Source organism: Streptomyces sp. NPDC059816 (genome assembly GCF_042732055.1).
GTDB lineage: Bacteria > Actinomycetota > Actinomycetes > Streptomycetales > Streptomycetaceae > Streptomyces.
This window is the reverse complement of record NZ_JBHWIQ010000055.1, coordinates 1-14,895: the sequence shown is the minus strand read 5'-3', so window position 1 is coordinate 14,895 and position 14,895 is coordinate 1. Positions and strand designations below refer to the sequence as shown.

11 protein-coding genes are annotated in these 14,895 nt (G+C 71.3%); 1 reads left to right on the top strand and 10 read right to left on the bottom strand.

All coding sequences use genetic code 11. From position 1 onward, the window contains the following. Positions 1 to 321 precede the first annotated feature (321 nt). The 10 genes from ACFV88_RS35695 to ACFV88_RS35650 form a co-directional block, all read right to left on the bottom strand. Positions 322 to 1,221 carry an NAD(P)-dependent oxidoreductase gene (locus tag ACFV88_RS35695; RefSeq protein WP_385496385.1) on the bottom strand — a complete coding sequence of 300 codons (900 nt, stop codon included), beginning with the start codon at positions 1,219 to 1,221 and terminating at the stop codon, positions 322 to 324. A gap of 112 nt (positions 1,222 to 1,333) precedes the next feature. Continuing rightward, the gene (locus ACFV88_RS35690; RefSeq protein ID WP_385496384.1) at positions 1,334 to 2,323 is read right to left on the bottom strand and encodes an alpha-ketoacid dehydrogenase subunit beta; all 990 of its coding nucleotides are present in this window, start codon (positions 2,321 to 2,323) and stop codon (positions 1,334 to 1,336) included. Beyond that, on the bottom strand, positions 2,320 to 3,390 hold the full coding sequence (locus tag ACFV88_RS35685; protein ID WP_385496383.1) for a thiamine pyrophosphate-dependent dehydrogenase E1 component subunit alpha: 1,071 nt from the start codon (positions 3,388 to 3,390) through the stop codon (positions 2,320 to 2,322). The genes ACFV88_RS35690 and ACFV88_RS35685 overlap by 4 nt, the downstream gene beginning before the upstream one ends. A 61-nt stretch (positions 3,391 to 3,451) precedes the next feature. Next, complete coding sequence (locus tag ACFV88_RS35680) at positions 3,452 to 4,723, bottom strand: M24 family metallopeptidase (protein ID WP_385496382.1); 1,272 nt, start codon at positions 4,721 to 4,723, stop codon at positions 3,452 to 3,454. Between the two features lie 43 nt (positions 4,724 to 4,766). Then, positions 4,767 to 5,831 carry an ABC transporter ATP-binding protein gene (locus ACFV88_RS35675; protein WP_385496380.1) on the bottom strand — a complete coding sequence of 355 codons (1,065 nt, stop codon included), beginning with the start codon at positions 5,829 to 5,831 and terminating at the stop codon, positions 4,767 to 4,769. Next, complete coding sequence (locus ACFV88_RS35670; RefSeq protein ID WP_385496379.1) at positions 5,828 to 7,864, bottom strand: dipeptide/oligopeptide/nickel ABC transporter permease/ATP-binding protein; 2,037 nt, start codon at positions 7,862 to 7,864, stop codon at positions 5,828 to 5,830. The genes ACFV88_RS35675 and ACFV88_RS35670 overlap by 4 nt, the downstream gene beginning before the upstream one ends. Beyond that, positions 7,861 to 8,805, bottom strand: a complete 945-nt coding sequence (locus ACFV88_RS35665) for an ABC transporter permease (protein WP_385496378.1) — start codon at positions 8,803 to 8,805, stop codon at positions 7,861 to 7,863. Before ACFV88_RS35665 ends, ACFV88_RS35670 begins: the two co-directional genes overlap by 4 nt. After that, positions 8,802 to 10,208: an amidohydrolase family protein gene (locus tag ACFV88_RS35660; protein ID WP_385496377.1), complete on the bottom strand. Its 1,407-nt coding sequence runs from the start codon at positions 10,206 to 10,208 to the stop codon at positions 8,802 to 8,804. Before ACFV88_RS35660 ends, ACFV88_RS35665 begins: the two co-directional genes overlap by 4 nt. Beyond that, a complete protein-coding gene (locus ACFV88_RS35655) occupies positions 10,201 to 11,895 on the bottom strand; it encodes an amidohydrolase (RefSeq protein ID WP_385496376.1) in 1,695 nt (564 codons plus the stop codon). The genes ACFV88_RS35660 and ACFV88_RS35655 overlap by 8 nt, the downstream gene beginning before the upstream one ends. 320 nt (positions 11,896 to 12,215) lie before the next feature. Further along, the gene (locus ACFV88_RS35650) at positions 12,216 to 13,721 is read right to left on the bottom strand and encodes an ABC transporter substrate-binding protein (protein ID WP_385496375.1); all 1,506 of its coding nucleotides are present in this window, start codon (positions 13,719 to 13,721) and stop codon (positions 12,216 to 12,218) included. A gap of 347 nt (positions 13,722 to 14,068) precedes the next feature. Here ACFV88_RS35650 and ACFV88_RS35645 point away from each other — a divergent pair, with 347 nt between their 5' ends. Continuing rightward, entirely contained in the window at positions 14,069 to 14,827 is a 759-nt protein-coding gene (locus ACFV88_RS35645) for a helix-turn-helix domain-containing protein (RefSeq protein WP_385496374.1), read from the top strand. The last annotated feature ends 68 nt before the right edge of the window (positions 14,828 to 14,895 follow it).

The following is a 14,895-nucleotide window of genomic DNA, read 5'->3' as shown; positions in this document are numbered from 1 at the left end:
GGCTTGGTGCCCCGCTTCCTCACCCCGCGCCCACGAACCCCCCCCCCTCTTGTGGCCCCCCCCCCCCGGCGGGGGCCCCGCCCCTCGGGGGGCGGCGCGGGGCCCCCGGCCTCGTCGTGCCGCGGACGAGGCGTCCGCGCCGCGGTCGTGCGGGCAGCAGGAAACCGCCGTGCGCGGGCCGTTGCAGGACAGGGCGTCGGCACGCGCACGGCGGGTCGAAGGGGTCCGGGCCGAGGTGGACTCGGCCCGGCCCGGACCCCGCCCGAGGGGGTCGTACGGGGTTGGGGCACCCCGCGGCCCGTCGGGCGAACGGGGGGCGGGTCAGCCGGTGGAGCGCATCCCGGCGGCCCTGGCCTCGACCTCGAACAGCGCCGCGTAGTCCTCCTCGGCGAAGCCGTGGCCGATCGCGGTCTGGATCAGCTGGTGGACCATGCTGCTGACCGGCATCGGCACCTCCAGGTCCCGGGCGGCACCGAGCCCGAGGTCGAAGTCCTTGCGCAGCATCTTGTTGTTGAACGTGGGCGTGTAGTCGCGCTCCACCAGTGCGCGGCCCTTGTGGCGGATGAAGGTGGAGCCGAGCACCGACCCGTTGAGGAAGTCGATGAAGGCGTCGCGCGGCACACCGCCCTTCTCGGCGAGGGTGGTGACCTCCACCAGGGCCTGGGTGATCATGCCGAGCATCAGGTTGTGGCAGAGCTTCACCAGCCGGCTCTGCTCGGCGGGCCCGGCGTGCACGACGGTCGGCGCGATCAGCTCCAGGTACGGCAGCACCCGGTCGTAGGTCTCACGGGGGCCGGAGGCGACGATGGCGCCCATGCGGTCGGCGACCATGTGCGGGTTGCCGCTGATCGGCGAGGCGAGGAAGGCGGTGCCCGCCGCCTCGCAGGCGGCCCGGACCTCGGCGGACGCCTCCGCGGAGACCGTCGAGCAGTCCACGATCACGGACGGCGCGCGCTCGGCCCGCAGCAGCCCGCCCTCGCCGGTCACCACGTCGATGAGGTCCTGACTGGCGGACACCATCACGAACACCACGTCGACGTCGGCGAGTTCGGTGATGGTGCCGACCGCCTTGGCGCCCTTGGCCACCAGCGGCCCGGTCTTGGCCGCGGTGCGGTTCCACACGGTGAGGTCGGCGCCGCCCGCGAGGAGGCTCTCGGACATGACGGCGCCCATCCGGCCGGTGCCGAGCCAGCCGAGCCGCTCGTTACGGGGTGCACTCATGGTTGTTGTCGCCTTTCTGGAGGGTTGCAGAAGGTTCTGGGGGTTGTCGGGCTTGCTCCGGGGGCGTACCAGGGATTCCGGGTGCCGTCCGGATCTTCGGTGGTGGGCGGGTTCAGGCGCCCATGGCGGCGCCGATGGTGGTGACGATCCGCTCCACCGAGGGAATCGCCAGGTCCTCCAGGGCGTCCGCCGACGGGAGCGGGATGTGCGGGGTGGTGATCCGCACGGGCGCTCCGGTGAGGGCGTCCCAGCACTCCTCGGTCGCCAGCGACACGATCTCCGCTCCCCATCCGCACAGCCGGGGGTTCTCCTCGACGGTGAACAGCCGCCCGGTGCGGGAGGCGTGGCCGAGGATGGTCGGGGTGTCCAGCGGGACGAGGCTGCGGACGTCGATGACCGCACAGTCGAGACCGCGTTCGGCGTGCAGGCGTTCGGCGGCGGCGAGTGCCTTGGGCACCATCGCGGCGAGCGCGACGATGGTGGCGTCCGTGCCCTCGCGCCGGACGACGGCACGGCCCAGTTCCTCGACGATCTCACCGTCGTCGAGGTCGGGGACCTCCTCCTTCATGGAGTACAGGGCCTTGTGGTTGAAGAAGATCACCGGGTCGTCGTCACGGACGGCCGCGGCCATCAGGCCGACGACGTCGCGGGCGGTGGCGGGGGCGACGACCTTCAGACCGGGGATCGCCATCGCCCAGTTCTCGATGGACTGGGAGTGCTGGGCGCCGAAGCGCAGTCCGGCCCCGTTGCCGCACTGGATCACCAGCGGGAAGGAGACCTGCCCGTCGGACATGTAGCGGGACTTGGAGATCTCGTTGGCGACCAGGTCCCAGCAGACCGCGAAGAAGTCGCTGTACATGATCTCGGCGATGGGGCGCAGCCCGGTCATCGCGGCGCCCATGGCGGCGCCCAGGATGGCCTGTTCGCTGATCGGGGTGTCGCGCACCCGCAGCGGACCGAACTCCTCCAGGAGCCCCGCCGTCGTCTTGAACACGCCGCCCGCGGCGGCGACGTCCTCACCGAGGAACACCACCCGCTCGTCGCGGCGCATCTCCTGGGCGATGCCGTGGGCGACGGCCTTGCGATAGGTCAGTACGGTCACGGGACCAGACCCCCTCCGTGCTCGGTGGGCGACGGGGTGCGCCAGGCGTGGCCTCCGTCGCTCCAGACGTTGGTGTACAGCCGGGACAGGTCCGGCCAGGCACCGCCCTTGGCCTCTTCGGTGGCCGCGTCGACCTGCGCCAGGGCCTCGGCGTCGATGGCGTCGAGGACCGTCGGGTCGACACCCCGGTCGGTGAGCCGGTCCCGGTAGGTGACCAGGGGGTCCTTGTCCAGCCAGGCACGGACCTCGCCGGGGTCGCGGTACTTGGCGGGATCGGCCCGGGAGTGGCCGCCGTGCCGGTAGGTGACGGCCTCGATCAGTGCGGGTCCGCCCCCCGCGCGGGCCCGTTCGATCGCGGCGCGCGCGGTGAGGTAGACCTCGTCGGGGTCGTTGCCGTCGATGACGACCGACGGCAGTCCGTACGCGGGTGCCCGGTCGGCCGCCGGGTTGTCGACGGCGGTGACGCTGTCGATGCGGGTGTACTCCATGTACAGGTTGTTCTCGCACACGAAGACGATCGGCAGGTTCCAGATGGCGGCGAAGTTCAGGGCCTCGTGGAACGCACCGATGTTGGTGGCGCCGTCACCGAAGAAGCAGACGGTGACCTGGTCGCTGCCCCGGTACTGGGCCGACCAGGCGGCGCCGTTGGCGATGACGAGTTGGGCGCCGATGATGGCGTACGAGCCGAGGATGCCGCGCTCGGCGTCGATGAGGTGCATCGATCCGCCCTTGCCGTGCATCAGGCCGTTGTCCCGGCCCAGGAGTTCGGCCATCAGCGGGGCGAGCGGCGTGCCGCGGGCCACGAGGTGGTTGTGGCCGCGGTAGGTGATGAAGGAGTAGTCGTCGGTGCGCATCGCGGCGGCGACGCCGGCGGCGACGGCCTCCTGACCGATGCCCAGGTGGGTGGTGCCCTTGACCAGGTTCTGGAGGAACAGATCGTACGCCCGCTTCTCGAACTTCCGGGCGGTGGACATGATCCGGTACAGGGCGAGGGAGGTGTCCTCGGGGACCTCGCCGGTCACGGGTCCCGTGACCGGCGGGTGCGCGGAGTGGGTATCGACGGACATGGTCCGCACCTTTCTCCAGGCGGTCGCCGGGGCCGCACGCGGCGGCCCCGGCGCCGTCGGCTCAGTACTGGTTGGCGATGAACAGTTCCTCGGCGGGGAACCGGGTGAGGATCTCGACGCCGTTCGCGGTGACGACGACCTCCTCCTCGATCCGGGCGGCCGAGACCCCGTCCGTGGCCGGGCAGTAGGTCTCCAGGGCGAAGACCATGCCCTCCTCGATGAGCATCGGGCTCTCCAGCGAGGTGAGGCGGCTGATGATGGGCCGCTCGTGCAGGGCGAGCCCGAGGCCGTGGCCGAAGAGCAGGCCGAACGCGGTCTTCTCGTCCTGGACGCCGATCTCCTCGGCGGTGGGCCACAGCCGGGCGACGTCCGCGGTGGACACACCGGGCTTGATCGCGTCGATGGCGACGTCCATCCACTCGCGCGCCCGGGTGTAGGCGTCGCGCTGGACGGTGGTGGCCCGGCCCACGTTGAACGTGCGGTAGTAGCAGGTCCGGTAGCCGTTGTAGGAGTGCATGATGTCGAAGAACGCCTGGTCGCCCGGGCGGATGATGCGGTCGGAGAAGTTGTGCGGGTGCGGGTTGCAGCGCTCGCCGGAGACCGCGTTGATGGACTCGACGTCGTCGGAACCCATCTCGTACAGCCGCTTGTTGGCGAGGGCGACGATCTCGTTCTCGCGCACACCGGGCTTCAGGGCCTCGGTGATGTCGTGGTAGACGCCGTCGACCATGGCGGCGGCCATCGACAGCAGGGTGATCTCGTCGCGGTTCTTGATCTGCCGGGCGTCCAGCATGGTCTGCTGGCCGTCGCGGACGTCGAGGCCCTGGCGGGTGAGCTCGGTGTGCATCGGCAGGTCGAGCAGGTCGACGCCGATGGGCATTCCGGCGACTCCGGCGGCGGCGAGCCGGTCCTTGATCTCGGCGACCGCGCGGGCCATCAGATCGGCGTCCGGCGGAACCGCCCCCCGCATGGTCGTCCAGGACGACAGGCAGTTCTCCGGCTTCATCCAGGGCGCGTACATCCGGTTGTGGACGGCCGCCGAGCCGAAGTCCCACAGGATCAGTTCACCGGTACGGGTGTAGAGGGCGTACCGGGAGAGCTTCTCGCGGGTCCACTCGCCGATCGAGATGCCGGTGAGGTAGCGGATGTTGTTGTTGTCGAACACCAACACCGCGCCGAGCTCGCTGGCTTCCAGGGCCTGCTGGATGCGGGACAGCCGGTAGGAGCGCAGCCGGTCGAAGTTGATCCGCTCCTCGAAGTCCACGAGCGAGTGCCCGTGGGCGGGTGCGATGGGGAGCGCCGGGGTCGGCGGGAGGGCGGGGGCGGTGCTCATGTGATCTCCAGGGTCGGGGTGACGAGGGGAGCGGGCACGGTGGTCAGGGGGCCGCCACGGGCACCGGTTCACCGTGGTGACAGGCCGCCAGGGACGCGGTGCCGGTGAGGTGCAGCAGTTCGGGCTGCTCGGTGCGGCACAGGTCGTCGGCGCGTGGGCAGCGGGGGTGGAAGGCGCAGCCCGGGGGCGGTGCGAGGGGGCTGGGGAGTTCGGCGTCGGTGGCGAGTTCGCGGCGGCGGGCCGATCGGGCCTGCTGTCGTTCCGGGTCCGCGAGGAGGGTGGACGCCAGGAGGGTCTGGGTGTAGGGGTGCGTCGGGGTCCGGTACACCTGCTCGGCGGGCCCCGACTCGGCGAGGCGCCCCAGGTAGAGCACCCCGATCTCGTCGCTCATGTGCCGCACGACCTCCAGGTCGTGGGCGATGAACAGATAGCTGACGCCCAGGTCGCGCTGGAGCTCCTTGAGCAGGTTGATGACCTGGCTCTGGGTGGAGACGTCCAGGGCGCTGACGGGTTCGTCGCAGACGATCAGCCGCGGTCGGGTGGCCAGGGCCCGGGCGATGGCGACCCGTTGGCGCTGTCCGCCGGAGAGCTCGTGCGGGTAGCGCTGGGCGTGGTAGCCGGAGAGGCCGACCCGGTCGAGGGAGCCGGCGATCTCCCGGTTGCGTTCGACGGCCGTCAGTCGCCGGTGCCGGGTGAGCGCCTGGCCGAGGGTGACGGCGATGGTCTGGCGGGGGTTCAGCGAGGACAGCGGGTCCTGGAACACCACCTGGACGTCCCGGTTGAAGGACGGCGGGGTGCGGCGGCCGAAGGCGGCCGTGTCCTGTCCGTCGAAGACGATCCGCCCCTCGGAGACCGGGGCGAGGCGCAGGATGGCCCGACCGATGCTGCTCTTGCCGGAACCGGACTCCCCCACCAGGCCGAGCGTCCTGCCGGCGCCGATGGTGAAGCTGACGTCCCGCACGGCGGTGAGCAGGGTGGGGCGTCCGGTGAGTCCCCGGCCGAGCTGGTAGCGCACGGTGAGGTGTTCGACGCTGAGCAGCGGCGGGTCCGCGGTCGGCGTGGAGGGGTCGGGTGCGTGCGGGGCGGGGGCGCTCGTTCGGTCGTTCATCGGGCACCTGCCAGGTGGAGTTCGGAGGCCCGCAGACAGCGCACCCCGTCGATGTCGATCGGGACGGGCGTGGTGCGGCAGCTGTCGGTGGCGTAGGAGCAGCGCGGGTTGAAGCGGCAGCCCCGGGGCCAGTCCCAGGCCGGGGGGACCCGGCCGGGGATGGTGGCGAGCGGCTCGTCGCCCGCCCCGTGGTGCGGCACGGCGGCCAGCAGCGCCTCGGTGTAGGGGTGCCGGGGTTGGGCGAACGCGTCGCGCACGGTGCGCTGTTCGGCGATCTGCCCGGCGTACATGACGGCGATGCGGTCGCAGCTGTCGGCGACGACACCGAGGTCGTGGGTGATCAGGAGCAGGGACATGGACAGGCGTTCGCGCAGGGAGACGAGCAGGTCGAGGACCTGGGCCTGGATGGTGACGTCGAGGGCGGTGGTGGGCTCGTCCGCGATGAGCAGTTCCGGGTCGCAGGCGAGGGCCCCGGCGATGACGACGCGTTGGGCCATGCCCCCGGAGAACTGGTGCGGGTAGTCCTTGAGTCGTTCCCGGGGGGCAGGGACCCCGACCAGGTTGAGGAGTTCCGCGGCCCGTTCGACGGCCTGGGCGCGGGTCAGGTCGCTGTGGGCACGGATGGCGTCCGTGAGCTGGCGTCCCACGGTGTGCACCGGGGAGAGTGCGGAGCCGGGGTCCTGGAAGACCATGCCGATCCGTCCGCCGCGCACCCGGCGCAGCTTCTCGCCGCCGAGTCCGGCGAGTTCGGTGTCCTGGAGCCGGATGGAGCCGGCGGCGACCGTGACGCCCCTGGGCAGCAGTCCCAGGATCGCCGAGGCGGTGATGGACTTGCCGCACCCGGATTCACCGACCAGGCCGAAGGTCTCGCCGCGGTTGATGTGGAAGGAGACGTCGGAGACGAGTTGGGCGCCGCCGGGGTCGGTGACGGTGAGCCCGTCGATCCGCAGCAGGGCGTCGGCGGGGGCGGGCTCCGGCTCCCGGGCGACGAGGCGTACGGGCCCCTTGGCGAGCGGACCGGACGTGGCGGCGGTGTCGGGGGCCGGGGCGCCCGGGGCGTCGACCGCGGGGCGTACCGGGTCCGCGGTGAGGTGGGTCACTGCGGCGGGGCCGGTGCCGGTGGGGTCGCCGGGGCCCGTCGCCGTGGGCTCCGCGGCGGCCGTCGTGGGCTTGCGCGGCCGGGCCGCCCCTGCCGACCGGGGCGATCCGGCGTCCCGCAGGCCGTCCCCCAGCAGGTTGAAGACCAGCACGCTCAGGGTGATCGCGGCGCCGGGCAGGATCGCGAGCAGCGGGTGCTCGGCGACGTGCTGGCGGGAGGCGTCCAACATGGCGCCCCAGCTCACGGCGGTGGTGTCGACGCCGACACCGAGGAAGCTGAGCGTGGCTTCGATGAGCAGCGCCGTGCCCAGCGCGATGGACGCCTGCACGATCAGCGGGGGTGACACGTTCGGCAGGATCTGGCGGAACATCACCGAGGCGGGGCGCAGTCCGAGGACGCGGGCGGCGTCCACGTACAGCTTCTCCCGCTCGGCGAGGACGACCGCCCTGGTGATGCGCATGAAGCTGACGGCGAAGATCAGGCCGACGGCGAGCATCGCGTTGGTGAGGCCGTTGCCGAGCACGGCGACCAGGGCGAGGGCGAGGAGCAGGGCCGGGATGGACTGCATGACGTCGGCGATGCGCATGCCGATCCGGTCCCACCAGCCGCCGCGGTAGCCGACGAAGATGCCGAGGCCGACACCGAGGACGAGGCCGATGGCGACGGACTCGCCGGAGGCCAGGAGCGCGGTGCGGGTCCCGTAGATCAGCCGGGAGAGGCTGTCACGGCCGAGGTCGTCGGTACCGAGGAGGTGATCGGCGCTCGGGCCCTGGAGCTTGTCGGCGACGCTCAGTTCGTTCGGGCCGTACGGGGCGATGAGGGGTGCGGCGAGGGCGATGGCGATCTGGAGGCCGAGGAAGGCCAGGCAGATCAGGGTGACGGGCTGACGGAGCAGGCGCTGAAGGGTTCCGGCCCGGGCCTGGTGGGTGCTCATTGGGGCCTCACCTTCGGGTTGATCACGCCGTACAGGACGTCCGCGCCCAGGTTGACGAGCAGGACGATGACCGCGACCAGGACGATGGAGCCCTGGAGCACCGGGTAGTCGGCGCGTACGACGCTGTCGATGAGCAGGGTGCCGAGGCCCGGCACCGCGAAGATGCGTTCGATGACGAAGCTCGCGGCGACCAGGACGGACATCTGGATGGCGATGACCGCGAGGACCGGGACCATGGCGTTCTTGGTGGCGTACCGCAGGATGATGGTGCGGCGGCGGATGCCCCGGGCCAACAGCGTCTGGACGTACGGAGACTCCAGGGACTCGATCATGGCGCTGCGGGTCTGGCGGGCGATGACGGCCGCGGTGTGCGAGCCGAGGGCGAGGGCGGGCAAGATCATGCCCTGGGCCCAGGCCACCGGGTCCTCGGTGAGTGCGGTGTACCCGACGACCGGGAGCCAGCCGAGGTTCACCGCGAACACCAGGACCAGCAGCATGGCGAGCCAGAAGCTGGGGATGGCGAGGCCGAGGGCGACGACGGTGGTCAGCAGCCGGTCGGCGACGGTGCCGGGGCGCAGCGCGCCGAGCACACCGAGGGGGACGCCGACGGCGAGGGCGATGACCATGCCCGCGACGGCCAGCGACAGGGTGATGCCGATGCCCGCGCCGATCGATTCGGAGACCGGGACGCTGGTGTACAGCGAGGCGCCGAGGTCGCCGCCGAGGGCACCGCCGAGCCAGTCCGCGTACTGTTCGAACAGGGGGCGATCCAGGCCGAGTTGCGCGGTCATGGCGGCCTTGTCGGCGGCCGGGGCGCCCTCGCCGAGGATCTGCGCCACCGGGTCGGTGGGCGTCAGGTGGACCAGGGTGAAGACGAAGGCCGACACCAGCAGCAGCGTGGGCAGCGCGGACAGCAGCCGGCGCAGGATGAACTTGCTCACCGGACCGGTCCCAGGTCCGGCACTGGGCCGCCGTGCGCGGAGGCCTCGGCGAAGACCCGCTCGCGGACCCGGCGGGTCGCCGCTCCCGCTTCGGTGGGGTCCAGGTCGGTGAGACGGCCGTCGCGCTTGCGGATCCGACCGCCGACGACGACGGTGTCCACGTCGCGCGGGGTGGTCTGGAGGACCACGTGCGCGGCGGGGTCGCCGAGGGCGACGCCGTACGGCTCGGTGTCGATGAGGACGATGTCGGCGAGCCGTCCGGGGGTGAGGCGGCCCAGGTCGTCGCCGAGGCCGAGCGCGGCGGCGGCGTTGACGGTGGCGTACGCCAGGATGTCGCGGGGCTCGACGAGGGGGACGCCGGGGTGGCGCTCCAACGGCCAGCGGCCCGCCTCGCGTTCGGTGGTGGCGTCGACGTTGCGCATCAGCAGGTAGGTGAGGCGCATCGCGGCGAACAGGTCGATGGAAACCCGGGCGTGGGTGTCGATGCCGAGGCTGGGGCTGGCGCCGGCGCGGTGGGCGCGGTTGAGGATGGTCATGGACCGTCCGCCGCCGAACTCGCCCTCGGGGGTGAAGGAGATGCCGCCGCCGCAGCGCGCGAGGAGTTCCAGCTCGCCGTCGTCGGCGCTGTTGGCGTGCGCGGGGACGATGTCGGAGTCGAGGAGTCCGGCCTCGTGGAGGGCGCGGATCTGGCCGGGCGGGTTCTGGTGGACGCTCATCCGCAGGCCGAGCTCGCGGGCGAGGGCGACCTCCTTGGTGATGCGGTCCATGGACCCGTATTCGATGGAGCCGAGGGCCATGCCGACCCGTAGGAGGCCGTCGCCGCCGCTGTTCACCTCCTCGTGGAGGCGGCGGACGTGGTCGAGGCGCCAGGCGTGGTCCTCGGGCGGGGCGCCGAAGCTGCCCAACATGCCGTAGGCGAACAGGGCCCGCTGACCGGTGGCGCGGTGGGCGCGCAGTCCGGCTTCGGCCCCCTCGGGCGACATGACGTTGTGGCAGAAGTCGAGGACACCGGTGACCCCGGCGTCGAGCATCTGGACGGTGCCCGAGAAGGTGGCGTCGTAGATGTCCTCGGGGCGGAAGTGCTCGCGGAGGTAGAAGACGTGGGACTGGTAGTCGTCGCCGGTCCAGCCGTGGGCGTAGAGGCCCTTGAGGGGGGTCTGCCAGGCGTGCATGTGGGTGTCGATGAGGCCGGGAATGGCGATCATGCCGCGTGCCTGGATGACCTCGGTGTCGGCGCTCGCCCGGTCGTCGAGGTCGGGTCCGACGGCGGTGATGCGGTCACCGGTGACGAGGATGTCGCCGGTGGTGAGGTCACCGAACTCCGGGTCCATGGTGAGGACGGTGGCGCCCTTGATCAGCAGGGTGCGCTCGGTGGTGGTGCGGGTGTCGGTGGTCTCAGGCACGACTGACTCCCTGCGTGACGGGGGCGGCGACGGGCAGCTCGGCGAAGGGCTCGGCGGTGTGCACGATCCGGCCGCCGACGAGGGTGAGGACGGACTCGATGCGGGGGATGACGTCCTCGTCGACGGTGAAGTAGTCGTCGGTGAGGACGGCGAGGTCGGCGAGGAGACCGGGTTCCAGTCGGCCCCGTTCGTCCTCCTCGAAGCTGAACCAGGTACCGGACGCGGTGTAGCCGCGCAGCGCTTCCTCGCGGGTGAGCAGGTGCCGGGCGTCGAGGGTGGCGTTGCCGGTGACGGTGCGGCCGTTGAGGAACCAGGCGAGGGTGGCGAACGGGTTGTAGGAGGCGACGCGCATCGCGTCCGAACCGAGTCCGAGGGGGATGCCGCGTTCCAGGAGGGTGCGCAGCGGGGGCGCCTCGGCGACGGTGTCGGCGCCCCAGGCGGTCAGGGCCTCGTCGCCCTGGAAGCGGAACAGGCCCTGGGCGAGGACGCCGGCGCCGAGGGCGGCGATCCGGTCGACGTCGACGGGGCGCAGGGGCTCGGCGTGCACGAGGGACCAGCGCAGTGCGCTGATGTCGTGTGCGGCGTGCACGTCCTCCCAGGCGCTGAGGACGGCGTCGATGGTCTCGTGGTGGTGGGCGTGGGTGTGGACGGTCCACCGGTTGCGGGCGAGGTCGGTGAACATCTCCCGGAGTTGGCGCCGGACGTCGTCGTCGATGACGACGGGGTGGGCGATCTTGTCGACGGTGCGGTACAGGGCGACCTCGCCGGAGCCGATCACCCGGAGCATGCCGTCGCCGACGTCGAGCGGGGTGAAGCGCAGGTACCCGGCGAGTTCCTCCTGCTCGGTGCCGGCGCGCGAGGCGTGCACGGCGAGTCGGCTGCGCACGGTCAGCAGGCCGCGGCGCCAGGTCTCCCGGATGGCGGGGTAGGCGTCGGGTCCGCTGTTGAAGCCGCCGCCGTCGATGGCACCGGTGATGCCGAGGCGGTTCAGCTCGCGGGACATCTCGGCGGTGGAGGCGATCTGCTCCTCCAGGTCGGGGCTCGGCATGCGCCGGTAGAACCACTCCATCAGCGGGGTGCCGTTGACCTTGCCGGTCAGTGCGCCTTCGGCGTCGGTCTCGAAGGCGGCCGGGTCGAAGCCCTCCTCGCCGAGTTGCCGCACGAGGTCGTGGTCCACGCCCAGGGCCCGCATCGCCGCGGTGTTGAGGACGGCCCAGTCGTAGAGGAACTGGACGTAGACCGGGTTGTCGGGCGCTGCGGCGTCGAGTTCGGCGCGGCTGGGGCCGCGGTTCTCGGGGAACTGGGCGGGGTGCCAACCGCCGATCACGCGGATCCAGCTTCCTTCGGGGCGCTCGCCCACGCGGCGGGTGACGGCGGCGAGGCCGCTGGCCAGGGAGTGCTCGTCCTCCCAGCGGACCTCGTCGCGCCAGGTGCGTCCGGCGCGCACGATGTGGACGTGGGAGTCGATGAGCCCGGGGACGACGCGGCGGCCGGCGAGGTCCACCACGGTGGTGGTGGGTCCCACGAGGTCCTTGATCTCCCGTGTGGTGCCGATCGCCGAGATCCGCTCGCCGGTGACGGCGACGGCTTCCACCTCGGCGCTGTGGTCGTCCGCGGACATGGTGGTCACGCGTCCGTTCAGCAGCACCAGATCGGGGTGCGCCGTGGAAGTCGGTGTGCTGCTCATGGGTTGGTTTCTCCATCCGGGGTGTACGGAGGGTGTGGCGTGGCGCCACGTACGACGGAGTGCGCAAGGGGGGTGGCGTGGGGCTCCGGTGCCTCGGGCGACGACGGCCGTGGGGAGGCGGGACCGGGGTGTGGGGAGCGTGCTCCCGGCGGTGGTGCGGGTGGGGCGGAGCGGGCGCGCGGCGCAGGCCGCGGGGGCTCGGGGGCGGACCGGTGGGCGGTGGGCGCACGCGGTCCTGGCGTACCGTTTCGGCGGACGGCACTCCCGTGGCTACGGGTGCCGTGGTCCCGGCGCGGGGGGCGCAGGTTGCGGGGTGGGCGTCAGCCCACGACCTGGGCATCCTTGTAGCGGAAGACCGCTACGTCGTTCGTGGTGGAGACGATGTTGTCGACCTTCTTGGGGTTGTACGCCCAGAAGCCCGAGTAGTCGAAGTAACCGCAGTCCAGTGCCTCGTCGTTCACGATCCTGGACATCTTCTTCCAGGCCGCTTGCTGTGCCTCGGGCGTCTTCGCGGCGAGTCCTTCCTCGGCCGCGGCGGTGAGTTCGGGGTACTCGACCTTCAGCGGGTTGCCCGGGGCGTCGGGGGCGAACTTGCGGTTGTAGTAGTCGTACGCGCCCGAGCGGGAGCCGTCGGAGAGGATCGCGGCCGGGTACTTGCCGTTCTGGTAGGTGCTCAGGAACTGCGGGAAGTTGGGCAGTTCCAGCTTGACGTCCACACCGATCTTGGACATCTGGCTGCGGAACAGCTCGGCGATGGTGCGCTGGGTGTCGTAGCTGATCAGGGTGAACGACTTCTTGGAGTCGTCGACCTCGGACATCAGCTGCTTCGCCTTGTCCAGGTCGAAGGGGTAGCCCTTCAGCGACGGGTCGTGGCCGGGCTGGCCCTCCGGGAAGCGCTGGAGGTGGGTCTTGCCCTTGCCGCCGAGCGCCGCGTCGATGTAGTCCTGCGGGTTCGAGGCGTGGCAGATGGCCTGGCGGAACTTCTTGTCCTTGAAGACGCCGTCGATGTCGTACATCTGGAGGTGCCAGAGCACGGACGGGAACCAAGTGGACTTGAGCCCCTCCTTGTCCGCGCGGGCGGCGAGCGGCGGTGTCGTCCACACGACGTCGAGTTGACCCGCGCGCAGGGCGTTGTAGAGGCTGTCCGGGTCGTTGATCTGGGTGATCTCGACGCGCGCGGGGCCCACGGACTTCTTGTCGTAGTACTTATCGAAGGCGGTGGCGACGGTGCGCAGCCCCTTCGTGGACGACTTGGGGTCGAAGACCCACGGGCCGGTGCCGGCCGCCTTGGTCTTCCAGGTGCCGTCGGCGAGCGCCTTGGGCGAGACCATGAACATCCCGAGCCTGGCGAGGTTGTTGACGAGGCTGGGGGCCGGTTCCTTGAGGTCGATCCGGACGTGGGTGGCGTCCACGGCGGTGATCTTCTTGATGGCGACGAGCTGACTGCGGTACTGGCTCGGGGAGCTCTGGATGCGCTCCAGGTTCTTGACGACGGCTTCGGCGTCGAAGGGCGTGCCGTCGTGGAAGACGACCCCGGAGCGGAGGGTGAAGTCGACGCGGAGCTGCGACTCCTTCCACTCGGTGGCCAACTGGGGCTTCAGGGTGTAGCCGTCGGCGGCCACGCTGATCAGCGGTTCGTAGACGAGGGAGCTGAACGTGCTGTTCTGCTTGTTGACCGTGTCCCAGTCGTCGAACTGCTGGTTGGTGCCGATGCGCAGGGTGCCGCTCGGTCCGTCGCCCGACTTCTTCGGGGTGCCGGTGCCGGTGGTGGAACCGGTTCCGCCCGAGCAGGCGGTGAGGGTGACGGCGAGGGCGGTGGTCAGCACGGCGCCGCCGAGCCGAGCGCCCCTGGTTCTTGCTCTGGAGCGGGGAGCCCGCCCCCCGGGGGTGGACTGTCCGTTGTCGTTCACAGCGAGAACCTCCACACAGGTCTGTGTGCCCGTTCACAGCAGGGCTTGTGCGCTATAGTGCACGCCTCGTGCAGTCAGCTTGTCAAGAGTTAAACCAAAGCTGGATGAGATCGGGCCCTCTGCCAGGTTTTCTCCCGGAGAACAGGTGACAACCGTGCAGCATGTCGAGCATGCTGTACATCGTGCACACGCCTTAGGGCCGACAGGTACACGACGATTCGGGCGCGGCCGACCGATCGCCCCCCACGAAAGCAGGAGCCGCCATGAAGCCAGCGGGGGGAAGTCCAGGACTCGGGGCGCGACTGAGGAAGGTCCGCTCGGAACGCGGTCTGTCCCTGCGCGAGCTGGGCAGGCTGGCGGGGTGTTCGGCCAGCCTCATCTCCCAGGTCGAGCGGGGGCAGACGGCCCCCTCGGCGGGCGTGATCTACGGGATCGCGAACGCGCTCGACATCTCCCTCGACTACCTGTTCGGTGTCGGGGAGGACAGTGCGGCCTCCACCGCCGCCCGCCGCCCCGAAGAGCAGCGGAGCATGACACCGGAACACGCGGTGCCGTGGTTCGCCGCGGCGGGCCAGCGGACGGCTCCGACCCTCGACACCGCCGAGGGGGCCGGCGGTCGGGTTCCCGCGCCGGCCGGCGCCGGCGGCCACGGCGACGAGGCGCTCTCGGTCCTGCCCGACGAACCCGTGGTGCAGCGTCGGGGCCGCCGCCGCACCATCGACCTGGCGAGCGGGGTCCGCTGGGAGCGGCTCACCCCGCAGCAGGACGCCCGGGTGGACTTCCTGGAGGTCGTCTACCAGCCCTTCGGTCGCTCCACCGACACCCACGCCTCCATCCGGCACGACGGGCGCGAGTACCAACTGGTCCTGCACGGCACCCTGCACGCCGACATCGGCTTCGAGACGTACGTGCTGGAGGCGGGCGACTCGCTCGCCTTCGATTCGGCGACCCCGCACCAGTACCGCAACATGACCGACGAAGAGGTCCGGGTCATCTCGGTCGTCATCCACCACACCGCCTGAACCGCCGGCGGTCCCGCCCGTCCCGGGCCGGACCGTGACGGCGACGGCGACGGCGACGGCCCACGAGC

Excerpts from the sequence above, each read along its gene's own strand:
- ACFV88_RS35675 (WP_385496380.1), bottom strand. The coding sequence starts at position 5,831 with ATGAACGACCGAACGAGCGCCCCCGCCCCGCACGCACCCGACCCCTCC.
- ACFV88_RS35685 (WP_385496383.1), bottom strand. The coding sequence starts at position 3,390 with ATGTCCGTCGATACCCACTCCGCGCACCCGCCGGTCACGGGACCCGTG.
- ACFV88_RS35670 (WP_385496379.1), bottom strand. The coding sequence starts at position 7,864 with ATGAGCACCCACCAGGCCCGGGCCGGAACCCTTCAGCGCCTGCTCCGT.
- ACFV88_RS35680 (WP_385496382.1), bottom strand. The coding sequence starts at position 4,723 with ATGAGCACCGCCCCCGCCCTCCCGCCGACCCCGGCGCTCCCCATCGCA.
- ACFV88_RS35695 (WP_385496385.1), bottom strand. The coding sequence starts at position 1,221 with ATGAGTGCACCCCGTAACGAGCGGCTCGGCTGGCTCGGCACCGGCCGG.
- ACFV88_RS35645 (WP_385496374.1), top strand. The coding sequence starts at position 14,069 with ATGAAGCCAGCGGGGGGAAGTCCAGGACTCGGGGCGCGACTGAGGAAG.
- ACFV88_RS35655 (WP_385496376.1), bottom strand. The coding sequence starts at position 11,895 with ATGAGCAGCACACCGACTTCCACGGCGCACCCCGATCTGGTGCTGCTG.